18 protein-coding genes and 1 pseudogene are annotated in these 23,410 nt (G+C 59.1%); 12 read left to right on the forward strand and 7 right to left on the reverse strand.

The annotated features are described in order from the left end of the window. Positions 1–121: 121 nt before the first annotated feature. The 4 genes and pseudogenes from istA (at position 122) to FCN77_RS25890 (ending at position 3,295) form a co-directional block, all read left to right on the forward strand. Positions 122–1,644 (forward strand): annotated as a pseudogene (gene istA, locus FCN77_RS09470) (IS21 family transposase). Further along, positions 1,641–1,934, forward strand: a complete 294-nt coding sequence (locus FCN77_RS27350; protein WP_302647273.1) for a hypothetical protein — start codon at positions 1,641–1,643, stop codon at positions 1,932–1,934. Before istA ends, FCN77_RS27350 begins: the two are co-directional and overlap by 4 nt. Beyond that, positions 1,931–2,389 carry an ATP-binding protein gene (locus FCN77_RS27355; RefSeq protein ID WP_302647275.1) on the forward strand — a complete coding sequence of 153 codons (459 nt, stop codon included), beginning with the start codon at positions 1,931–1,933 and terminating at the stop codon, positions 2,387–2,389. Before FCN77_RS27350 ends, FCN77_RS27355 begins: the two co-directional genes overlap by 4 nt. Before the next feature lie 183 nt (positions 2,390–2,572). Beyond that, on the forward strand, positions 2,573–3,295 hold the full coding sequence (locus FCN77_RS25890) for a hypothetical protein (RefSeq protein WP_175417191.1): 723 nt from the start codon (positions 2,573–2,575) through the stop codon (positions 3,293–3,295). A 91-nt stretch (positions 3,296–3,386) separates the two neighbouring features. Here FCN77_RS25890 and FCN77_RS09485 read toward each other — a convergent pair whose 3' ends face one another. From FCN77_RS09485 to FCN77_RS27615, 4 genes are all read right to left on the reverse strand, one after another. Further along, a complete protein-coding gene (locus tag FCN77_RS09485; protein WP_175417192.1) occupies positions 3,387–4,397 on the reverse strand; it encodes a hypothetical protein in 1,011 nt (336 codons plus the stop codon). Positions 4,398–5,310: 913 nt separating this feature from the next. Beyond that, entirely contained in the window at positions 5,311–7,566 is a 2,256-nt protein-coding gene (locus tag FCN77_RS09490; RefSeq protein ID WP_217496251.1) for a tetratricopeptide repeat protein, read from the reverse strand. A gap of 575 nt (positions 7,567–8,141) precedes the next feature. Continuing rightward, entirely contained in the window at positions 8,142–8,522 is a 381-nt protein-coding gene (locus tag FCN77_RS27610) for a DDE-type integrase/transposase/recombinase (protein WP_137324715.1), read from the reverse strand. Next, the gene (locus tag FCN77_RS27615; RefSeq protein ID WP_137322076.1) at positions 8,483–8,638 is read right to left on the reverse strand and encodes a hypothetical protein; all 156 of its coding nucleotides are present in this window, start codon (positions 8,636–8,638) and stop codon (positions 8,483–8,485) included. Before FCN77_RS27615 ends, FCN77_RS27610 begins: the two co-directional genes overlap by 40 nt. A 672-nt stretch (positions 8,639–9,310) precedes the next feature. Here FCN77_RS27615 and FCN77_RS09505 point away from each other — a divergent pair. The 6 genes from FCN77_RS09505 to FCN77_RS09530 all read left to right on the forward strand — a co-directional run bounded on the left by FCN77_RS09505 (position 9,311) and on the right by FCN77_RS09530 (position 16,773). Further along, positions 9,311–10,600 carry a hypothetical protein gene (locus tag FCN77_RS09505; RefSeq protein WP_137322077.1) on the forward strand — a complete coding sequence of 430 codons (1,290 nt, stop codon included), beginning with the start codon at positions 9,311–9,313 and terminating at the stop codon, positions 10,598–10,600. Further along, a complete protein-coding gene (locus tag FCN77_RS26235) occupies positions 10,600–11,172 on the forward strand; it encodes a hypothetical protein (RefSeq protein ID WP_217496252.1) in 573 nt (190 codons plus the stop codon). The genes FCN77_RS09505 and FCN77_RS26235 overlap by 1 nt, the downstream gene beginning before the upstream one ends. After that, a complete protein-coding gene (locus FCN77_RS09515) occupies positions 11,169–13,112 on the forward strand; it encodes an AAA family ATPase (protein ID WP_137322078.1) in 1,944 nt (647 codons plus the stop codon). Before FCN77_RS26235 ends, FCN77_RS09515 begins: the two co-directional genes overlap by 4 nt. Before the next feature lie 263 nt (positions 13,113–13,375). Beyond that, positions 13,376–13,897 (forward strand): hypothetical protein, encoded by a 522-nt coding sequence (locus tag FCN77_RS09520; RefSeq protein WP_137322079.1) that lies wholly within the window; start codon positions 13,376–13,378, stop codon positions 13,895–13,897. A gap of 845 nt (positions 13,898–14,742) precedes the next feature. After that, positions 14,743–16,062, forward strand: coding sequence for an AAA family ATPase (locus FCN77_RS09525; RefSeq protein WP_137322080.1), 1,320 nt, complete (start codon positions 14,743–14,745; stop codon positions 16,060–16,062). 171 nt (positions 16,063–16,233) lie between these two features. Next, positions 16,234–16,773: an HNH endonuclease gene (locus FCN77_RS09530; protein ID WP_254679008.1), complete on the forward strand. Its 540-nt coding sequence runs from the start codon at positions 16,234–16,236 to the stop codon at positions 16,771–16,773. Between the two features lie 1,475 nt (positions 16,774–18,248). On the opposite strand, the gene FCN77_RS09535 is transcribed toward FCN77_RS09530, so the two are convergent. Together FCN77_RS09535 and FCN77_RS26715 are read right to left on the reverse strand one after the other, a co-directional pair. Beyond that, entirely contained in the window at positions 18,249–19,280 is a 1,032-nt protein-coding gene (locus FCN77_RS09535) for a DUF4192 domain-containing protein (RefSeq protein ID WP_137322082.1), read from the reverse strand. 1,415 nt (positions 19,281–20,695) lie between these two features. After that, a complete protein-coding gene (locus FCN77_RS26715; RefSeq protein WP_254678913.1) occupies positions 20,696–21,163 on the reverse strand; it encodes a chromate transporter in 468 nt (155 codons plus the stop codon). On the opposite strand from FCN77_RS26715, the gene FCN77_RS09545 reads away from it, so the two are divergent. Together FCN77_RS09545 and FCN77_RS09550 are read left to right on the forward strand one after the other, a co-directional pair. Further along, positions 21,075–21,509, forward strand: coding sequence for a dihydrofolate reductase family protein (locus FCN77_RS09545; RefSeq protein WP_254678914.1), 435 nt, complete (start codon positions 21,075–21,077; stop codon positions 21,507–21,509). The two genes, FCN77_RS26715 and FCN77_RS09545, sit on opposite strands and share 89 nt — an antisense overlap. Positions 21,510–21,796: 287 nt before the next feature. Beyond that, positions 21,797–22,240: a dihydrofolate reductase family protein gene (locus FCN77_RS09550; protein ID WP_254678915.1), complete on the forward strand. Its 444-nt coding sequence runs from the start codon at positions 21,797–21,799 to the stop codon at positions 22,238–22,240. Between the two features lie 412 nt (positions 22,241–22,652). Here the strand turns inward: FCN77_RS09550 and FCN77_RS09555 are convergent, their stop codons facing one another. Further along, positions 22,653–23,393, reverse strand: a complete 741-nt coding sequence (locus FCN77_RS09555; RefSeq protein ID WP_137322085.1) for an SRPBCC family protein — start codon at positions 23,391–23,393, stop codon at positions 22,653–22,655. Positions 23,394–23,410: the final 17 nt, after the last annotated feature.

The following is a 23,410-nucleotide window of genomic DNA, read 5'->3' on the forward strand; positions in this document are numbered from 1 at the left end:
GTGAGCGCCATCGTCCGATAGCGCGAATGGTGTGGTTCAGCACCACTGTTGGTGTGGTTGAGCACCACCTGCAAAGCTCCTTCCACCGTGTGACGGACACATGGTGGAAGGAGTACCGGTAATGGTACGGAAGATCAAAGCGAAGCTGGTGTTGCAGCTGCGTAATCAAAGCCTGTCGAGAAGAGCAATGGAGTCAGCTCATGGGATATCCCGGCATAGCATTCAGGCGGTCCTCGATGCGGCGGAGCTGGCAGGTCTCGGTTGGGATGACGTCGCCGAGCTGTCGGAGGCCGAGGTGTATGCGGTGTTGTTTCCCGGCCGTGGCGTCCGTGAGAGTGTCTTTGCGCAGCCGGATTGGGCCCGTGTGCGCACCGAGCTGGCCCGTGTGGGGGTGACGTTGAAGCTGCTGCACCAGGAGTATCTCGACGCGTCTTCTCGCGCAGGGCAGGCGGTGATGAGTTATGACCGATTCTGCCGGCTTTATGGTGAGCACGCCGCCGTGACCGGGGCGTCGTCCCGGGTTGGTCACAAGGCCGGCCGCAGCATCGAGGTCGACTGGTCCGGGCCCACCATGCAGCTTCTGGATCCGACCACGGGTGAGATCTCGAAGGTGTACTTGTTCGTCGCCTGCCTGCCTTTCAGCCGGTATGCGTTCGTGGAAGCGAGCCTGGATATGCGGCAGGAGTCGTGGTTGCGCGCCCATGCGGCGATGGTGCCCGACAACCTGAAGACCGGGGTGATCTCCCACCCCCGCGAGGGAGAGGTCGTTCTCAACGACGCCTACCGCGAGATGGCGGCGCATTATTCAGCCGCCGTGCTGCCGGGCAGAGTTCGGGCACCAAAAGACCAGGCGAGCGTCGAGAACACGGTCTCGCACGTCGCGACCTGGGTCATCGCAGGGCTCAGACACGAGCAGTTCACGTCCCTGGCCCAGTTGCGCACCCGGGTCTATGAGCAGATCGATGCCTATAACCGGCAACCGTTCCAGAAACGCATTGGATCCCGGCTGAGCGTCTTCACCACCGAGGAACTGCCGCTCATGCAACCGCTGCCGGCTGCCCCGTTCGAGATCAGCACGTGGGCTACCGGCGCAAGGTGAACAAGAACGCACACGTGGTCTGGGCGAAGAACTTCTACTCCGTCCCCTTCAGCCACATCGGCTCTCTCGTTGACCTTCGCGTCACGGACACCATGCTGGAGGTCTATCGGGCTGACGAGCGCCTGACCAGCCACCTGCTGCTGCCGGCAAGCACGGTGAATCAGTATCAAACGAACGACGCGGACCTGCCCGAGGGACGCAGTTGGCAGGTCTGGGACCGGGCCCGGATTGACGATTGGGCAGCCCGGATGGGCCCGGCCACGGTGACGGTGATCGGCAAAATCTTCGAAGCAGCCTCCATCGAGGAGGTCGGCTACGACCCAACCCTGGCGGTCCTGCGCCTGTCTCGTAGGTTCTCACCAGCCCGGGTCGAAGCCGCATGCCAACTCGCGCTGCGCGGGCCGATACGATCGCCCCGTTACGCCCATCTGAGACCGATCCTCGATACCGGGCAGGACAAGACCGGCCACGTCCTGGAGGAACCTGAGGGCGACGATGGCGGATACGTCCGCGGCGGCGCCTACTACGCCAGAGGGACCCGTTGAGCCGCCTGGACGGGGAGACCAAACGCAAGCTCCGGGAGATGAACGCGAGCGAGCTGCTCGAGGCGATCGACACCCAGGACGAGACGCTGTCGATCAGTCTGTCCTTCGAAGAGCGGGTGAGGTTGGTCGTCGATGACGCCTACTCCACCTTCATGCACTCCAAGGTCGCCGGGCTGATCCGACGGGCGGGGCTGCGTTATCCGAACGCGGATTTGCGCCGCATCGAGCTGCTCGACGAACGCGGCCTGAACCGGCAGCTGCTGACCCAGCTCGGCCCTGCTCATTCGTGACCCGGCAGCAGAACGTCGTCTTCCAGGGGTTCACCGGATCAGGGAAGTCATATCTGGGATGCGCGATCGCCAAACGCGCCTGCGAGCACCGCATCCGCGCCCACTACGTCCGCATGCCCGACCTCGAAGAAGCCTGGGTCGCCGCTCAAGACACCCCCGGCGGAGCCGGGAAGTTCCTCCGCAAATACGCCGCATTCACGTTGCTCGTAATCGACGAGTGGTTGCTGGACCGGCCGACAGAGTCGATGCGCGGCATGCTGCTGGAGCTGATGGAGCGCCGCTACGGCGAAACATCGACGGTCTTCTGCACCCAGTACTCGCAGAAGGACTGGCACCAGCGCCTCGGCTCCGGTATTCACGCGGACGCGATCATGGACCGGATCATCCACAACACGATCTGGGTTGAGACGGGCACCTACAACATGAGGGAGCACACCGCGCTGGCCAGCGCGTAATCGATGACGGAGAGCGTCAGTGGCTCCCAGCCACACCACCACTGGCGCTCTCCCGCACGATCAGTGGTGCTGAACCGCACGATTGGGTGGTGCTCAAAGCCTCAAATACTCAATGTCCTTATAGGATGGCCAAGGCCCGTCGGGCAAAAGGCACCTTGAAAAGAAGCGGAGTCCCTGAAGATCATGGCTAGCATCCCCGAATTCCCTCACGCTTATTCCTCAGAGCTGAGCGTGTCTTCGGCTACCCTTGACCGTTTCGGACGTCGGAACGATGACGGCCTCACCTCGACGGTGGCTGAATACATGCGCAACTCAGGGTTCGTCATAGAAGTCACCCAGCCGACCGGACTCGGCGGGGGAGGGTTCATTGAATTCAAAGTGACTGCCGGTATGGTCGTCTCTGTGGTAAAGGCGCTCGGTTCTGCGGCGCGTTGGGCAGTTGATGCCGTAAGAAAGAAACAGCAGGACAAACTTAACAGGCGATTGCCGCCTGTCTGGATTCAGTTTTCTGCCAAACATCAGGGTGGAGCAGTGCCACTCCCAGACGCAGGCTTGCTCGTGGGCATTATTGCTGTCCTCCCTGGTTTGCTCAGTCATCTCGATGAGAAGTTTCCAAATCGCCAGTTCATCTTTGGAGGCGTCTCCAATTGGTACGAGGCACCCGCAGATGCTTCCCACTCCCGAAGGATAGGCTTTGAAATTGCTGGGGAGGATCTCAGCCCTGGCCGCCTTCTCCGCATGGCGCAGATACTGGAAGACAACCTGACTCACTCCGAAGTCATAGTCCGACTGGTAAAGACCCGGAAATGGCTGCCGCGGAAAGTAAAGATCCAAAAATCGAAAACTCTTTGTGGCCAGGATGATAAGACCAGTCGCACCCTGCCAGCCGTCAGTGCCCGTATGTGAGCCTGTAAGCCTCACGAGTCCGGTCGGCGAAGTCAGTGGTGCAAATCAAATGCGTTACATAAGTTCGAAAGTTTCCGCACCTTGCAGGGCATCAGACAAGCCGAGGCGGGATCAGGCAGATTTGCCAGCGCCGATAAGGATGGGCTGGGTTTAGTTCACCGATAGTCTGCCACATCACTGAAGTTCCCAGGGCAACACGGTGGGGGCGAATTACTGTGGACATCGGCATTGGTGGCGGCGCATCGGACATCAGTTTGGCAATTTGTGCGGCTAGCTTTTCTTCCAGCACTGGAGGAGCTACCTGCGCAGCGAGTCCGCTGTAGTTGTCTTGTATGAACCAGCTATGAAGTCCGTTGGGGTACCTGACTAGAAAGAGGTCCGCGTTCTCTGCGCTTCCAACGTGGCAGCCGGCTCTGATACGGGTTACCTCTTCGTTCCAGCGTCGAAAATACTGGCCGGGCGCCGGCGGAAGGTACGAGTTGTCTTGCCTGACCGCCTGTTGGAACGCGGTAATTTTACCCCTGCGCGCGAGGCCCTCGGCGCCGAGGAAAATCTGAGTTGTCGCCGGATACTCCCGCATATTAGCGGCTAACCGATCGCCGATGTATCGCTCAAGCGCTTCCAGGCTTTCAAAGGCAGTTTGTATCATTCGATCATCAGGGGTGTGGCCCCCATGCACGGCCCTATTGCGCAGATCAGCTAGATTGAACCGCCAGTCACGAATAGGCCCTGGTTGTTTGGTGTTCCACTGGCCCCCCAATCGGCCGGCGAACTGTGAGGTCACTTTCTTGGTGACCGTATCTTTAGTATCTAAAATTTTCGCCACAGCAGCGCAGTCCAAATCTTCCTCCCACATCATTAGGAGCATGATCTCGGACAGCAGTGCCTCCGCGGCGGCGCCAGCCAATATGATGGCCGAGAGGTTCTTACCACACGCGTATGCCAGACGTGCTTCTCGTCGCATATCACTGAACGCAGTGAACAGATTAGGGGAGTAATCGTTGAACGCTTGGCTTATCTGTTTGAGCTTTTCCTGGGGTAGTTCGGGACCCCGAAAACTACTTGCATACTGCTCGTCCTGGTTCGCCACGAACATAGTCATCTCAGGTTTTGCGAATATCTCACCGGAGGAAAGCATGACGGGGAGGATCGCCGGAAGGCTCTTTCACACTACGAGACTAAGAGGTCTCGTAGTGACTATGTGGTGCGACCTCTGAAATGAGCGCAGGATATTGAGTGCATTGTCGAAGCCGGTTGACAGTCCATCTTCATCCGCTAGTGCTATCGGCCCCGTGATCTCGGCAATGGTGACGCTTCGGGGCCTTTGAAAAGACGATGCACGCTCCTTCCCTCTTCCGCCCAACGCGTCCATGACGGCGGCGAGAGCTGTATCTGGAGTTTTGTGTTCGGATTGGTGGAATCGCACCTGCGTACGGAACACACTTTCCACGCCTTGACGCTTCCCCAGAGACACCGACGGTGATTTGTCTCTTGGATCCAAAACCTCAGTTATCGGCACGTCGAATAAGTGAGGAACGTCCAGAGGCTCAGGCAGTGGGATGAAGTATGCCACGACGGCTGTTTCTGGGGTCCACTGGCGACGCTGTGAGTGCGGCACGGAGTAGCGAGGCCACCTTGAGATTACGGGGGCAATGAAGTTGAGACTCAATAGCCACGGGCTCTTGCTCGCCACTTCATCCATGTTTCATTCCTTCAACCTGCCAGTCGATGCCACCACAGCATCAAGTCTGCTCCAGTCGCTTAAAGCAGGGCGTTAGCCCACTTCTAGTGGTTCAACCTCCAATGACCAAATACTATAAGCGGCCCGAAGTTATTCCCACGCGCGACCCGTTCAAAGCCGCGTGGTTCTCCGCAGATAACGGACAACCGTTTCTGCGGGTGTGCGCTTTGTTCTCATCAAGACACATCGACGTCGGTTTGGGAGAATCTTTGAATGCGCCAGTCACCTGTGACTCGTCGGGCAGCGAGGATTTAGTGGCCGTAGTACGGTGCTGTTACTTCTCCTTCGCCTTCAGATGATCATTCAGCACCTTAAGACACTCAGCCGCGTGCCGGTGGCCCATCGTGGAGGCCTGCCTAAGCAGCCTAAGTGCTTCGTCGTAGTCGTCTCGTTCGGCTGCAACCATGCCTAGTTTGGTGATTGATCGAGGTTCCTTCATGCTTGCGGCTTTTTTGACTAACTCCTCTGCCTCCTGCTGTCTGCCCTTGTCTTCGAGGTCCTCCGCGAGGAGGAACATCGCCAAAGGGAGTCCTAAGTCGGATGCCTGCTGATAGAGAGCTGTTGCTTCCTCCTTTCGATCCTCCTCTGTGAGAAGTAGGCCGAGGTTCACCATGCTCTGGGCATCGCCGTCGGTAATTGCTTTTCGGTACTGCACTTTGGCTTCTTCCATACGGCCGCTACGCGCAAGGAGGACCCCCAGACAATGTATTCCGAAGGTGAAACCCTGTTCGGCCGACCTTTTGAGTAGCTTCTCGGCGCCATCAAGTTCTCCGCGCTCAGCCATTCTTTTTCCCTGCAGCGCCAGCCCATATGCGTCACCTCTATCGGCCGCCATCGTTGAGAGCCTTTCGGCTTCGGCTTGGTTCCCCATACCCTCCATGTGCGAGGCAAGCACGGCCATGGCCGCCGGATTACCGTGTCTGACCGCCCGAGTCAAGAGACGCTCAGCTTCTGCGTCTTCGCCCCGTCGAGAAAGAATGAGGGACAACTGATACATCCCTGCCCCATTGCCCCTGGCCGTCGCAGCCCTGTAGAGGGCCTCGGCCTCCTCCTGCCGACCCTCGCCCTCTAACTGCATGCCATAGTTGGTCATCCCAAGACCGCTGCCTGCGGCAGCGGCCCGCCTGTACCAGCCGCGGCCCTCGTCCTCTTCCCCGCGGCGCATCATGATAAACCCTAAATTGGCCATGGCATCAGCGTCGCCATTGACTGCGGCCACTCGGAGCAAACCCTCGGCTTCCTCCGTCCTGCCACTACGTAAAAGGATTACTGCTAGGCCCGTCATACCATGAGGGCTGCCCGCCTCAGCCGCCCTACGGTGCAGGGTTTCTGCCTCAGCGATTCGATTTTGCCTCTCACGTGCTGTGGCGAGGTTTGCCATTCCTTCAGGGTCGCCCATTTCTGCTGCTCGTACGAAAAATCGTTCAGCTATCTCCTGGCGCCCCAGCATGTTTGCGGAAACTCCGGCAGTGTTCAGGCGCCCAGGTGAAGCGTCACTTTGAGCTGCTGCCTCCCACACTTCGTTCGGAATCGCCTTCCTAGAGGACGCTACGTGGTCCACGAGGTAGTCAAAGGGTCGGAGGTTACCGTCGCTGGCACGGGTAGTGAGCCTGTAGGTGCTCCCGCCTGACGAGTTATCGGTGGCCCATGCCAGGCCTGACCGTACTTGCTCAGGATCTAGCGGTGAGGAAGGCTCTGCGAGATAGAGACCGCTAAGCTTGATAGCTGTTTCCTCCGGTATGGCCTCACTAATACCCGTTCGTTGCCAGTCAATGGCAACAAGTACGAGTGCCGCTCCAATTGGGGTGGTAACGCGCCCGCTTTCTAACCTCTCAACGGCCAAGAACCCTCCGCCCGCATATGTTCCCAAACCGTGCTTCAGGATGCCGTCGCGGATCCGGGGGATCGGGCTAAAGGCGGCTAACTTCTTGCGTTCCTCCGGGTCATTCTTAAGGCGTACGACGCGAAACCTAAGGAGGGTGTCCCATTGGGTCCGGGGCATATCATCACTCGGTTGAAACCGTTCGTAGAAGCTTTCTCGCATGGTAGCAACGACCACGTTTCCAGCTTGTTGGAGCTGGTCAATCCACTTAGTCTTCAAGTCCTTCGGATCAGCGAGGTACCTCTCGAGATCGTCCAGCCACACTATTGATTCCACGGGGATTTCTCCCGCATTCATCAGGGTTGCGACGCCATTAGGAATGTCCGGAATGACAACCTGGCGGTTGGGGAAGAGCTCAGCGACCAATTTGGACGCCATTCTCGTTTTTCCTACCATGGAGTCGCCCAGCACGAGCACGGGCCGTTCCTCTTCAAAGGCTTCCACGACCTCAGCTTCGGCGTCACGGTCCAGGTAGGGTATTCCCACCAGCGACTCGTGGACCCCCCACATGCTGAGGGATACATCTTTGGCCAACGGTGCGTCCACTGCCTCGGGCCCGCTGGTCCTCATGGCTTGCTGACGTACTCCGGCGCTGGTGTCTTTGGCCTTTGCCTTGTCCTTTGCCGCCTGGACGACAACACCTCCCACCACGCAGACGATGGCAAGCAGGCCAAGAACGCAAGCAGGCCAACCGACGCGACTGATGAGTACGGTACCCGCAGCGAAGAGTCCGGCGAAGAACAGAAGCCAAGGGGAGAGTTCTCGGCGCTTTCTTGGGTGCCAATTTGAAGACACAGATTCCCCCTGGAGATCGTAGTTCGAATCAGGACCGCTGGTCCTTCCAGAAGTGTAGGCATGCCTTCCGTCGGACATGAAGGTCGAAGTCGTGCGAAGCCAGGCCACGGCAGTTCAGCCAGCCGAAGACGCAAGCTCCTGGGGCTGTTACTTGTGAATCTAGCCAAGTCGCCTTGTATGGCCGTTCGGGCGGGAAGAGGCGGACGTTGCGGTCGGCTCTGCTGCGGCGGTGGCGGTCCCTGCTCACTTCCTGGAGGCCGGCCTGTGGTTGGTCATGCAGGTCTTCGTTCTTCCATGAGGCGTTAGGCGAGGAGGGACCGGCCACCAAGATGTTCGTCGATTTCCAGCAGAACGGCCATCTTGCGGTGCTTATCCGGCCGGTCCGGTTCCGGAGGCCTACTCATCAAATTCGAGCGGCATCGCTCCCTTCACGGATGGCCGTTCAAGCACACACTGCCCTGGATGGCTGCGAGCCCTCCAAGGCCAGGGTGTCGGTGTAACGGGTCGAGGCGTACTGGCTTCCCGGCGACTGAATGATAGATCAGTTTCGCCGGTACCGGTCGGCCGGTAAGCTGGCGCCGCCACAGGGCCATCCGCAGGCAGTGTTCGACTAACGCGGTGTCGTTGACGGTGGAGGCTTCCCAGCCAACGATCGCCCGGAAGTGCAGATCGATGACCAGGGCGACGTAGACGAATCCGGAGTAGACCGGGACGTAGGTGAAATCGGTGACCCAGATCCGGTTCGGGGCCTCGGCCGTGAAGTCCCGATTCAGCAGGTCACCGGCACGGCGGCCGTCCTTGCCCGGGATGGTGGGGCGGGTCCGGCGGCCCCTATGAGCCCGTTCATGCGCTCTTGGCGCATGAGCCGGTCCACGGTGTGTTTGGAGGCTTCAGGGAACCCGTTCCGGCGCAGCCACTGCGTCATTTTCCGCCGCCCGTAGATGATCTCGGGCCGGGGACGTCCCTTCGCATCCGGGACCTTCAGACTGCGGAGCCCGTCGGTGATGCGCGCGTCTTCGATGGTGCGCAGGGCCGGCAGGCGCTTCTTCCACGCCCGGTAGGTTCCTTTCAGCGCGCATTTCGTCGATGAATCGACAGATTAGCGGTGGCGAGGGTCGAGCTCCCTCGCGAACAAAATCGAGGCTGCTTTAGGATCTCGTCGGACATACTCAAGCCCCGCACCTCAGCCCGAAGCCGCTCGAACTCTTCCAGCTCATCACTGCTCGGACCGCTCTTCTCACCGGCATCGACCGGGACTGGACAACCCTCGGCGCAGCGATTCAGGACCGGACCCCGAGCTCCGGCGCCACGGCCTTGCAGGCAGCATAAACAGATGAGCATTCGGACAACCGATCCAAGGTCATGCGCACTGCACGGTCATGGACTTCGGGCACAGGAACTGCCCGGGCATAATCACTATCTTTCTCACAGAAGATAACGGCATCAAACCCGGAACGGTTTAGCCAATGGTGGGTTCGAGAATCATCAAGTCTTTCGAATTGAGAGTCGGCGAAACATGACCTTGCAGTTAGGCTTCTAGGCGTGTCCGACACGATGTTGAAGACACAACTGTATTCTTGTCCGTGAGGGGGCCAGCGTGACATTTTCGACGGATAGTCCAAATGCTGTAGAGGTATTAAGGCGCACACCACCACCCGACGACGCTGGGGCGGACACCGCAGACCGCTACGAATGGCAGGCCATGATGGCAACGGCCGACGTCTTGGCCGCATACTTCGAGGCGTTAGATGATGCTGGAGCCTTCGGAGACGTCTCGTTCAGAATTGTCTGCGAGCACCATGAGGATTGGGTTGTTGTCGAAGGAAACGCGACGGAAATAGTCTCCGGTAAACACCGAGAGGCTAGTGTTGGTACGTTTTCAACCTACAGACAGGTCTTGGCTGAAGGTGGATTGCTGCATCTCTTCCTTCGTTGGGACGACCTTCAACAAACCCCCTTGTGTAGGTTAGTCACGACGGGGGGACTGAGCGATGACGGGGCCAAAACATCTCGAGTGTGCGATGTTCTTCGTTCGGAAAGGGATTCTGAAGAAGAACACGTCCTCCAAGTCATTGACGGGTTGCAGAAGGGCATTCGGAAGCTGACGGCGACGAATGTCAGCCAGGGTAAGGAAGTCTCGGCTACTGTGCTCCGGGCCTTCCTGGCGGCGACGCGGATTGACTCAGAGCTTCCTCGTCGAGATCAAGTTCCCGACTTGGCCGGAGAGCGCTATGGCAGGCCCGTGGCCGAACGTCTTGGTCGTCCGGAGTCTGGGAACGCTGTATGGCATGCAGCCTTAGCTCTAATTAGACCTCGTATGAGGGCGGCCGGCCCTTCTCGAGGAGGATCACTTCCAGTGGTCCTAGGTATCCCTCACGACGAGCAGCTTTCATCGCGCGAACTCTCGCTGGCGGATGTCGATACTGCCGTGCGTTTCGCGATTGCGAATGCCGCAGGTTACGCACCATTGCCGCGCCTGATCAAGGCTAACCGAATGGCCGTGAAGATGGCTGAGGGTGGCTGCTCTGACAACTCGATTGAACGTGCGGATGACCTTCGCCTCCAATTCGGACAATACTGGCGGGCACGCCGAGGAACTCCTAGCCTTTCAGATCAACGAAGGGCAATGAATAACGTCCTAAGTCGGGTAATTGATCAGGCGACGGAAGAAGTACGTGTCGATGGTGCGCGGTGGGGAGCAGCGCTCTGGCGCGAACTTGACGCTCGATTTGTTGCATTAGAGGGCCACACCGATGTGCAGGGCCTGAACGCCGATCTACTCTTGGGCGGCGCCTCGGACCTCACGAATCGTTGCCGTGCGTGGTACACGGACAGATTTGATGCAGAGGGGTTGCTGCAGCTACTGATCTCTCAGAGGAGCGTCTAGTGAGGACGACAACTGATCCGGAGTCGCTACGGTGGGTCATAGATGACCTCGCGTATCACCAAGCGCGCATTCTTCTCTTGATTACGGCTGTTGCCGCAGAGTCAGGACATGCTAGGAAGCTCGACGGACTCACGAAGCTTGCAAAGCTCGACTTTCTTGTTAGGTACCCGGCACTGGCAAGTGTGGTCTTAGACGCCCTCCATGACGGTGATCCCAAATTGCATCTCTCGGAGAGCGAGATTTCGGCGCCCACGGAGGTGGAGGACCCTATGGTTCGGTATAAGTATGGGCCCTGGGATGACAGGTACTACCCGGTCGTGGGAGCCCTCGTCTCACGGGGACTCATTAGGTACGTAAAGGGACGGCAAGGCAGTGTCGCCTTGACCGCAACTACATCGGGGAAGAAGCTTGTCGATGCGCTGAAGGGCGACACGTTGTGGGGGCAGACCGCAGATCGATGCGAGGCAATCGCTCACGCCTCTGTCGGTTTATCGGGTAACGCTTTGAAAGAACTCATTTATACCAGGCTCGCCGACCTAATGGATCGTCCGCAGAGAGAGATCATTTCATGACAGCATTCTTCCGTATCGAGTCGGTTCACCTTGAAACTACGAACGGAACCGTTGCATATACCTTTGCCTCAGATTTGACTGTACTTTCTGGTCGCACTGGGGTTGGCAAGACCACACTCTTCGAACTCATTAAATACGGTTTGGGTGGGGAAGCTCTTCTGGCCCCTGTGGCGCGAGAAAGTATCAATGATGTACATGTTTCGATTCATATAGGGGACCTAAGGCTGCGGCTATCTCGCGGACTGGCCTCGGAACTCCAGCGAACGGTCAGAGTCGCCGACCTTGTTACCGGTGAACGATTGCGGGATCATTCGGTTGGCGGCGATGAGCGGCCCATTAGCGACCTTCTGATGACAGCAATGGGCTTAGAGACCGGACTGCTTGCCGCCGCCAGAGGTGGTCGTAGCACAAGCGCCGGTGCGCAGATCACCTTTAACGACGTTTTCCACTTCATGTATATACCCCAAGCGGAGATGAACCGGGACATTGCCTGGAGCCAGCAAGGCTATTACGAACCAAAGCGAAAATCCGTTTTTGAGATTTTGTTTGGGATCACGTCATCAGCGATGCTTCATATGCGTTCCGAAGTAAACACTCTGAAGAGTGACATTGATAATGCGGCCCAAAGTGCAAACATTGTCCGCCAGTTCTTGGCCGACACAGGGCTCACCAGCCGTTTCGAAGCCGAAGTGACTTTGGCCGATGTGCAAAAGCAAGAAGTCCAAGCAAAGGCCAGTCTGAATAGCCTCAAGCTTGAACTATCTGAGGTCGTCGACCGCCAATCTCAAATTCTGCGTGATCTACTTAACGATGCTGAAGACTCCCTCGCGGAAGCCCGCCACCGTGCAGCTGAATTGAGTAGGCAGCGCGAGGAGTACACCGTCGAGCGCCTTCGAGTTCGAAGTGACCTTGATCGTCTCGCCCGCATGGAGTCGGCCGGGTTGAGGCTGGCTAGTATTGAGTTCTCCGTCTGCCCGAGGTGCACGCAGCGCCTCGACCAGAGGGCTGTTCCCGCAGATCAGTGCCCTGTTTGCCTGCAAGAGGATATCGTTGTCGGTCTTCCTGCAACCGCACAATACGAGAGCGCGCAGCTCCAAAATCAACTAGGTGAGATCGACGAGCAAGTCCGAATCATCAGTGAACAAGTTCTGCAAACAGCTCGCGTGGCAAATGATCGAGTTGCGCTCGTTGAATCGCTAACGGCGGAAATTGACTCGCGAACTGCTTCTCGCATCACACCGCGTCTGCAGGCATACGCCGACGCAACCGCAGGCGCGGAGCGTTCGGCTGTCGAACAGGATGCCCTAGAACAAGTCCTTCGTCAGTGGGACAGGGCGGAGGAGCTCCAGGCAGAGGCAGAGGAGAAGACTAAGCGTAGGGCACGAATGCAGGCTGACCTGCAACGAGCGGAAAGCGCGCTTACGCGACGCAAATCGGAGCTGTTCGCAGAGCTTGACGCGGAGTTTCAGAGTACCGTCACGGACTTCGGGATACCGGGGGTGGAGACGGCAAACATCAGCCCAGAGACTTATCTTCCACTCTTGAATGGTCAACCTTTTATCGAAGTAAGCTCTGCTGGTGGAATCATTACGGCGACACAGGTCGCATACTGGATCTCACTAGTAACTGTCGCGACCCGCAGACGTGATACACGTTTTCCTGCCTTTCTGCTGTTGGACAGCCCGCGACTGGCATTGAACGCAGAACAAGACATCTCGAGTCACATGTATCGACGGTTTGCTACGCAGGTAGCAATGGTGCCCGGTCGCCTTCAATTTATCGTTGGCGACAACGACCTCCCGATCGGCATTGACCGAAACTTCGAGGAACTGACTTTCTCATACGACTCGCCGACCATCTCCACTGTGGTTCATCCTGGACCTGCCCAGGTGAAAACCCTGGGTGATGCAACTAGACCTTCCGATTCAAAAGAATCCTGATCAGGCGGCGCGCTGTGGTGCGGCTCTGTCTGTTAGGCAGCGTATCCCCGCAGATGTCGGAAAGGCCCGCCTACGAGCCTCGCTGGTGGTGGCCCAACTTGTCTCGACATCCCTGTTGCGGTGCGCCGGACCCTTAAGTCTGCGGGCGGCTCCCATCCCCGCGCGTTGCAAGGGCTTGTCTTTCCGGCCCGTCTCTTTAGTCTGCCTTCTGCGGTTAGTCTGACCCCCGTGGCTCAAACTAAGATTTCCGACCATGAGCCACCTTGTCAGCGTCCACGCAAAAGTTTGATCGGGCCCGAGAACACCTTCTGAGGCTAAACAATGAGCTTCAGGCCTATCTCGACGCTGATCCGATCACTTTGGTCCGCCAGTTTCAGCCAGAAGGCAAGATGCCTTTTATCGCGGTCCGAGTTAAACAACAACCACCTGTTTCTCTCAGTGTGCTCGTTGGCGAGATCGCACATCAGCTTCGTTCTGGCGTAGACCACATCGCTAACGGGTTGGTTCTCGTGGCAGGTAACGCACCCACAAGCCGGACGTCGTTTCCTGTGTGCTTAAGGCCGCCAACCCGTCTCTCCGTTTCCGGCGGCGTGACAGCCGAGAATCTTGCACAAGTTGATGCGGTTCAGCCATATCGACAGGGCAACCCGGAATCGCACCCTCTCCACATTCTCAATGAACTCTGGAACGTGGATAAACATCGGAACCTGCGCCTGACCGCCTTAATCAATGCTTGCCAATACGCAAGTGCTCTTGAGTTCGCCCGACGGATCGTCAATGGTTAGGGGGACAATTTCGAACAACGGTCGTGGGGGACGACGGAATTATCGGGCGGGTTCAGATTCGCTGGCAGTTTGATCGATTCTGACTGGGAACTGACCGCCAAGGGCAGTTCGTTCGTAGCGCTCGGCGAACCCGGTCCGTGGCCCAATGATCGCCGGGTACAGAGTCTGCTTGCGGACATGTACACGTACGTGTCGAAAGAGCTGCTAGCTAGATTCGAACCGCTGCTGGCAGGTTGAATGCGAACGGTGACGGTGTCCAGTTTCCGTTCAGCGTAGTCTCCTAACCGTGCGCGAGATAATGACTGCCACGAGCCGCCAACACGCAACAGCCGGAGTGCCGAGGCTATCTTGTTATCGATGCAGGTGAACAACAAAGGTAGGCTGTCACAGATCGGTGGCCATGCCTGCGGCCGGCGATTACTCGACGGCTAGCGACACGCTTCCCCAATCTGACCTGCTCCAGATGGCCCTGGCGGTTGGTGAGCAGTGGCTCTACGATCCGAATCGGAAGCCAGGGACAGGGAACCATTGGCCCACGAGTAACTCCAGCTGGCCGGACGCCTGAAGCCGCGATCTCCGGGAATCCACCGGCACGGTGATTCCGAGAGATGGGTAGACAATGGTTGGACGGAAAGCTGTCAGGAAGACCGAGTCTTATCATGTAGGTGAAAGGGCCGAGCCGCGGAGCGCAGAGACGTGAGAGGGGCTGGAGCTGCGAGGTCGAGCCCCTCCGAGAGGCTGCAGGCTTTACCACAAGCTTACCGAGCATCGGCGGGCCCTAAAGTGGCATGATCCGCGTGAGTTCGCTGCAAGGGACCTCGTCCACTGCCAGTTAGAGTGGATCCATGAAGATACTCGAACTGCACGTTGAGGGCATCAAAGGGGTGCCTGGCGGGGTGGACAAACTCGCGCTCAACTTCTCGGCCAAGAATCGAGATCTTCCCAGATGGATTGTTTTTGCAGGCCGTAATGGGGCTGGAAAATCGACTCTCATGCGTGCCATTGCGCTTGCGATCGCTGGCCCGTCGGTCGCGCGCTTGCTTGCAGAAACGTTCAGCGGCTGGATTCGTGATGGAGAATCTAGAGCTAACATCGCGGTGCGAATGCAGTTTTCAGAAGGTGACTCTTTCGCGGCCGGACGCAGGCCGACCTTCGACCCGTGGGCATCGCTTTCCTGGGTTAGAACGGATGGGCCCGAACCGCTTATAGAGCGGACGAGAGTGGGTGGGAACTGGACGCCGGATAGGGGCCCTTGGGCTGAGAACCCTAAGGGATGGTTCATTGCCGGATACGGACCGTTTCGTCGACTCTCCCCAGCTCCAACTGAAGCGCAGCGCCTAATGATGTCACCCGGACGGCCAGCCGCGCTCGCCAGCCTATTCCGAGAAGATGCATCCCTCAGCGAGTCAGTTCAATGGCTTCAGCGCATCTACTTGCAGCGTCTAGAGGGCCGCGAGGATGCCGCAAGGCTCGAGGAGACAGTTTTAGCGCTTCTGGATGACGGTCTGCTTCCCGAAGGCATGGGAGTTGAGAAAATAGACTCCCAAGGTTTGTGGGTCCAGACCCCTGAAAGAAATTCGTTTCCCCTGACAGAACTCAGCGACGGTTATCGAACAGTTGCAGGGCTTGTGCTCGATCTCGTGAAACAGATTCATGCGATGAATAGTGACGTGCCGACTGACATAGTCGAGGGCAAGGTCGTCATAACGCAAGAAGGGGTTGTGATCATAGATGAGATTGACGTGCACCTCCATGTTGAATGGCAGAAGAGAATCGGTTTCTGGCTAAAGGACCACTTCCCGAACATCCAATTCCTTGTGACTACGCACAGTCCCTTCATTTGCCAAGCGGCGGACCCCGGTGGATTGATTCGGCTCTCGCCGGCATGGGAAGCCGGTCCTGCGGGCACTGTGGTTGACGGCGAGGCATACAACCGCGTGGTCAACGGTTCGACCGATGAGGCACTCCTGACAGATATTTTCGGCCTTGAATCGACTATCTCCGAAAGGGCTCAGATTGATCGGGAGCGATTGGCCGCGTTGGAAGTGGCAGCATTGCGTGGAACCATCGACGATTTCGAAGAAGAGGAACTCCGTCAGCTGAGCGGTCGAATTCCAACGGCGCAGACGAGTTCCGTGGACACGGCGCTCCGACTCATCGAGTAGTAGTCGATGCTGCCCTTGACGCGCGGGAATCTCTCTCAGCGCACACAAACGGTGTTGGCTCGACGGCAAATCAAGGTCAACTCCGCGCCCGATCCGAAGGATATGGCCAAGAGGTCTTGGAAAACGTTCAGTGGCAACGCTCGGGTTGACGTGATGTCGAGCCTTCAGAGCATGGCCTCCGGTTTGGACAGGTGCATGTACTGCGAGGACAGTATGGGTACTGACATCGACCATTTCCGACCCAAACATCACTATCCGGAGGCGGCGTTTGATTGGTCGAATTACTATCTTGCGTGCTCACACTGCAACAGTAACCAGAAACGAGGTGAATTCCCGCTCCTATCGGGAGGAATTCCGGGATTGATCGACCCGTGCGTTCAGGATCCTTTTGACCATCTCGATTTTTCGCCTTCGACTGGTCGTTATGTGGAGCGTGACGAACTAGGGAGGCACACCATTCGAGTATTCGGACTGAATCGCCAGGTGTGTGTTGACGGGCGTCGCAATGCATGGGTTGCGCTCGAGGCATTGGTGGTGCTTTACCAGCAGGCGCCCCAGAAGCGCGATCAAATCTTACATACGATCCGCGAGTACCCATTCCAAGGCGTTAGGCGCCACATGGCACAATTGATGCAATCCTCAAAGAGGGACCTTCTCCTGCCTGCGACCGTTGTCACGGCCGTTTCGCGCCATCCGGAGCTAATCCGATGATGTTTGCGTCTTCTGCATTGAGCGCACGAGACTATCTTCCTTGAGCCCGTCACCAAACGAGCTTCGTGAACGCTGGGACTCACGCTTTGGACCGACATTGGCTGGTATGTCTTCGAGGCTGTCGATCACGTCGTAAGAGTGGCCGCCGGCAGGTCTCGCTGGAGGGATAGTCCGAGGATCATCGGCTCGCGCCTATGGGGAACACGAACCACGCAGTTCTGGGGCCGAGTGTTCGGTGACTCTGGAATACACGCCGGCATGCCTCGCGCCTCGCTGCCGCAGGATCAGTTCCTGGAGGAAGCAGAATGGTCGCGTAGCCGCTCGCCATATGTCCGATCATGTGTATATCTGCCGAACAGCTCATGAACAAGCGAAGGAGGTGTCGCCACGACGAATTTCTTCCTTGCTGGGTCGTCCGGCCCCGTTATTGTCACCTCAGTTCCTGGCCCGGCGGCGCCGCCCGCAACTAGGACCGGGCGGACCCGTCCGTAGTCCCGGCGCAAAACAATAACCGCGTCCCCTCAGTGGGGGACGCGGTTTTCATTTGGAGCGCGCGAAAGGGCGAATTTGGGGTGTGCACAATGTGCACACTTTTGCCGTCGGACTGGGTCGTATACAGCCCGAACTGGGCCGGATTCCGCATGTTTCCGCGGGTGCCCAGTGTTTGTACGGGCTGGAATGCAGTTCGAGTCCCACCTCGGGCACGCATAACCCCTCGTCAGAGGGGTTTTTGCTTTAATGTGTGGACATTGACCTCCGCGGGTCCCTCTGACGTTGGCCGCAGACTGTGCTTGGCGCCGCGGTCGCCTATTCAGTTGTGTGGGTGGCGCGTCGGGGTCCTGGCCTGTGGCCCTCCGCCTGCTGGAATCTAAGGTGTTTGCCGTCCTATCTGACTGTTCCGGTGGCCAGGTGTTGGCCGTCACTTATTCATGCACAAGGGTTGTGGTGACGACATGACGAAGCCGAATTTTCTTCGACGACCTTCCTCGGATGGCTGATTCTGCGAGCCAGGCAGCGTCCCCTTATCGCGGGTTTGTCCGGCCAAAGATGGTGTGCACATTGTGCACACTTTTGTGCACGGGTGGCTTTTGGGCCTTCATTGTGATCCCCTCCTTCTGGCTCTGCCTTCACTAGTTCATGGAGTTCTCTGCTTCAGACGACATGACTTCGCCGCCTAGTTCGTCGGTTTTCGTAGGACGTTCCTGTCAGCGGGAACGTCTTTGGGGGTATCTGCGGCTGTGGCGTCCGACCCATCGATAGAGTGAAGGTGTGTGGGATCCGGACTCTCCTTCCGGGCAGCCCTAGTTTGGTTGATCCGCCCGACTTTGGCGCCCCGAGCCGGCAACGCTGCTCACTTTCCCTTCCGCGGAGCACACGCAGGAGTGGAATTCCGATCCGGACGGCTGGGACGCTGCGGTGGAGAACTGGCTCCGGAACGTCCCGCCGTCGTCGTCCAATTCCCTATGACTGCGAGGCTACGAGGCTTCGAGGCCCCAGGGCCGGAAGGCCCGGTCTTTGTCCATGTTCCAGCTGGCCACCATTCCGGAGCCGATCATGAGGTCGCTGAGCCTGGCCAAACGGTAGGCGGGGTCTGCTTCGAGGGCGAGCTGCAGGAACTGATGGGCCTTGCTGCCTCGGCCTTCCCACCAATTCACGAAGGCGATGGCGGTGAGGATGGGGGCCGAGTGCTTGGTGCTGCTGTGCGTGTACGCGTGGAGCAGCAGCTGCTGTGCCCATTCGACCCGCGACCACTGAGGACCGCCGTGTGTTTGTGTCAGGAGAACCCGGTCCATCGGTTCGTCGATTCCCGGGATATCGGCCATGAGCTGGTCGCGGGTGGCGGGGGCCTGGAAGTTGGCAATCAGATTGATCGTCTGATCGTCGTTCGGGTAGGAGATGGCCTCCAGCATGGCGTCCCAGAGGGTCCTGGCCTGTTCGAGCGCCTCGCCCGGGTTCATCCTGTGGATGGCTTTCACGCGGTCGTCGACGGCGTCCGTTGTGCGGCCTTCTTTTGTCGAGGCCGGCAGGGTGATGTGGTTGGTCGGTGCGATGGTGCTGCCGCGGTAGACGAATTCGGCATTGATCTGGCTGGACTGGGTCGCCTTCAGCGGCAGGGTCAGTCCGTCCTGGGGATCGCCGTCGTACGGGGAAACGGTGTTGTCTCCGACGAGGAGCCCGTCACGGATGGTCATGCCGCGTTCGGCCAGCGCGCATGTCAGTGCTGCGATGGTTGCTGCATGCGGCTTGGGCCGACCGGGTTTCTGGGGCTCTGAGGTGTACACGGCGAAAAGCACGCTGGCGGCGCTGGCGTCGTGGGCGAGGTAGTCGGCCACTGTGCGGACGTACCTGAGTCCGCCTTCGCGGATGGGGAGGTCAACCCTGAGTGTTGCGCCGACGCGGTTGGCGTCCAGGGTGATGCACACGAGACTTTCCTGCGGCCAAAACCCGAGGGTGTGCCCAACGAAACTGAGGACGTCGGCCGGGGTTTTGATGGTGAGCGGCTCCATGTTCCTTCTCCTTCAGCAACTGGCGGGCACCGGATGTGTCTGTCAGAGTTGTGCGTCGTTCTGATACATGGAGTCACCGCTGGGTTGGAGGGTCCGGAGTGCAACTTGGGGGATCGTGCCCGGCGCGAAGCGCCCTGGTTGCGTGGAGGACCCGCCCAGCGATGATTGGGATCAGAATGACAAACAGCGAAGTTGCTTCTGGTGGTTCATGGGAGTGGGGGAGCGGGGCGGCATGACACGGTAAAGTGCCACACGTCGGCACGAATTCTTCTGCGTGCGTAGGCTTTCACTGGGTCCGCTGGGCGCCGGTTCGGCCTCGGGGCGTGTCTGTGACGGCGACGTGCTTTCGTCGGGGGCTCCCTGCACCGTTCGGTTAAGAGAAGGTGCTGTCGGTCAAAGGCTTAACAATCAGCCGGAATTCGGATGCCGTCCCCGTCGCGGGCCCTCATTGGCATAATCCCGACCGGCTCGGCTGCCAGTGGCATGCTGGCGAACAACTCATCTAACAGCGGTCTCTGGCGAGATTAATTGGAGAATTATATGGGTCTAAATTAGCCAGTTTCACGCATTTCCGCAGGTCAGGGCGGTCCATGCTACCCATCTCTGGAGAATAGTTAGTGGCCCACGAAAGTTGAGTCTAGATGTGCTCGATGTGAACAGCTGAGACTTCACTCGGCGCAACGGAGTTGGGGATGAGTGTCGCAGGCCTGCCGCGCGGCATGCCTAAGCAATACCTCTAATCAGGGCCCGGGGGAGAGGAGCCCGCGACTCCAAACCCACCCCGTCACCGACGCAAATGAACCCGGCGAAGTTCTAACCTGGTGCCGTTCAAAGCCAGATCTGGCCGCACCAGCAGCGCCCGTCCTTGTGCTCCTGGATGACGAGGACACGCTCCTGCTCCGAGCAGGATGATGTCTTCGTAGCTGAACATGGATCAAGTGCATCATCAGCGGGCAACTGTTGGTAGTCGTGTCCTGGTGCATGTGAAAAACTGGCGTTCGGTTTACTCAGCGTTGTGATTGCTCGGCATTGGCGGTTCGGTTAGCATTTTCGGTGTAACGCCCCGGTGACTATTCGAGCCTGACGACTCGGACTCCCGGGGCAATAGTCTTTTCAGCGCCAGATTTCTCCACACCGGCAGCGGCCATCCTCGTGTTCTTGGATGATGAGGACTTGTTCTTCTCCGAGCAGGATGATGTCTTCACAACTGAGCCTGGAACCAGTTGGCGTCAGTACTCCACCGAACCCTCGATCCGACATTACCGGAATCGTCTTCACCTAGGTCCGTCCATGGCGATCCCCGTTCTCTATGCCTGGCTGATCAGGGTCACGGTGTATCGACCGCCGGGCGCGAACGTGCGTAGTTCCTCGCTTCACCGCCATGCTTGTGAGGTCCGCTCCACCTTTGCCCGCTGTTAGTGCATCCCAGTCAGTCCCCGCGCCACGCCTCCAACAGCACCTGCGATGACCACCACCCAGGGCGGCAGTTTCCATCCCATGAGCAGGACGAAGCAGACCACGGCCAGACTGAATGCTCCGACGCCGACGATCGCGGTCGTGAAGACCGGCATGTAGAGAGCGGCTGCGAGGATGCCCACGACGGCCGCGTTCGCACCACGCATCAGCGCTTGTGTCCATGCCTTCTCCCGCAAGCTGTTCCAGAACGGGAGCACGCCGACCAGCAGTAGGAATCCGGGCAGGAAGATCGCGATCAGCGCGATCGCCGCGCCGCGCAGGCCGGCGGGCCCCGAGTTGCTCGACCACCGCCTCGCGTTGTACAGCGAGGAGCAGCGGATGGTCATCGGGGCCAACACGTATCGGGCGTTCGCGAAGATGCTGGCCTCGAGCACCGAGGAGTCAGACGTGCGTGACCCATGGGTCACTCGGATGAGGAACCTGCCGGCAACCGTGGTCTCGACCACACTGGAAGGGCCCCTCGACTGGCCGGACGCGACCCTCGTGAGAGGCGACGCCGTCGACGTCATCGCCCGGCTCAAGGAGGAGTCCGATGTGCCGTTGCGCTCACACGGCAGCCTGTCGATGAACCGGGCGCTGATGGCAGCCGGTCTGGTCGACCGCGTCCAGGTGACGCTCTTCCCTGTGATCACCGGTCTGACCGGACTGGACCCGATCTTCCAGGGTGCGGCCGACTTCGACCTCGAGCTGATCGAGGGCCGGACGCTCGATGGCCACACCCAAGAGCTCATCTGGCCCGCCCTGCATGTCTGAGTCCGTCCCTGGACGACCCCACCCGTCAAGCAGCCGAACCCGATCCAGAAGCTCCCGCTGACCGATTTCGTAGGCGTCCGGTCTTACCGAATGACGACTAAACCAACGAGAGGGGAACCACAATCATGAAATTGACGACCAACACGCAAGTCTCTGTCGACGGCGTGGTGCAGGGAAAGGGGGTCGGCACCCGGATCTCGACCCGGGATTCGAGCGTGGCGGATGGGCCAGGCCACTGTTCGACAACGAAGCCATGACATTCGTCAAGGAGTTTTACCAGCGCGCCGATGCGTTCCTGTTCGGCCGCCGGACCCTACGAGCTCTTCGCCGGCTACTGGGGCGTGAGGGAAGATCTGGAGAACCCCATCGTCGGGGCCTTGAATACAAGGCCAAAGTACGTCGCATCGAACACGCTCACCGACCCGAAGTGGGCTGGCACGACCGTGCTCTCCGGAGACGTCGCGGCCGCCATCGGTGGGCTAAAAGCCAAGCCGGGAGGCGAGCTGCAGGTGCACGGCAGCGGCAACCTGGTCCGCTGGCTCCTCGCCAACCAGCTCGTCGACGAGATCACCCTGCTCGTCTGTCCCGTGGTCGTCGGCCCGGGTACGCGCCTATTCCCCGACACCGGCCCGGACACAGCGCTTGACCTTATCGAATCGCGGTCCTTCCCGAAGGGCATAACGCTCCAGGTCTACCGGCCCGCCGGGCGCCCGCAGTATGCAACCGACTGAAGCACGCCGCGGGTGGGCATGGCACCTCCTATTTCGCGTCGTGGCCAGGACACCGGGAAAAGGTCACCGTCCAGGGTGGGGTCGTCCGGGAAGTCCGTCCTCCCACCTGAGGATCCGAATTCCGTCTCCGCCGGTACCGCGGTGATGCGCGTCGTAGCCGTTCTGAATGAGTTCGTGAAGAAACCTTCCGCGATACTCCTTTCAAGAATTTCGGGGCCTGAACGGAGACCCTTTGGTGGCATGTCATCGCTGGTCATTTCATTTAGTTGGAAAAGGTGAATAAAACGTGAGTGACCGTGGCCTACTGTCAATCTGTCCTGCCCATTTGGGCGGGGGACAGGTTCTTGACGGTCGTCGGCTGCTGCGACGATGTCGCGTCGGAAAGCACGAGCGCATAAGGCGGATCGCCAGCCTAACGGCATCGGCGAGCCAGCCAGACGATGAGCACCAGTACAGCGACGACGCCGAGCGCGACAGGACCAAAACGGCGCACCAGTATCGGCCACATGGTCGAGCCAAGGTCCAATTCGGCCGCCGGCACGGACTGGGGTTTGAACGAAGACTCTCCCGCCGAAGGCCGGGTTACCGGTGACGCGGCTGCGGCCCGCGGGCCCGTGGAGGCGGGCCCGGCCGTTTCCACGGTGTCCTGTGCTGTCGCCGAAGGTCCCGTGGTCGTCCCGGCTGCCGGTTCCGCGGTCTGCCCGGCCTCCCCGCCGCCCACTTTCCCGACCACGCACTGGATAAATTGGGCCAGCAATTTGTCCGAGATGTCCTGGATGACACCCCGGCCGAACTGGGCCGGTTTGCCGGTGACGTTCATGTCGGTGGTCACGTCCACGGCGGTGCCGTCGCCGTCCCGCGTCAGCACCGCTGTCACCGTGGCACCTGCCGTGCCATTGCCGCGCTTGTCCTTCCCGGTCGCGGCAATGACCACGGTGTGCGAATCCTCGTTGCGTTCAAGGAATTCACCGGTGCCGGCATACATCATGGCGATTGGTCCGAGCTTGACCTTGACCGTTCCGGTGAACTGGTCGCCGCTCACGGATGTGAGAGCCGCCCCCGGGAAACACGGCGCGATATCTTCCAATTGGTTGAAGGAATGCCAGGTGTCCTCCAGCGAACCGGGAACGACGAAGTGATGTTTGAGTTCCACGTCTTCCTCTCGCCGTG

Source organism: Arthrobacter sp. 24S4-2 (assembly GCF_005280255.1).
Classification (GTDB): domain Bacteria; phylum Actinomycetota; class Actinomycetes; order Actinomycetales; family Micrococcaceae; genus Arthrobacter.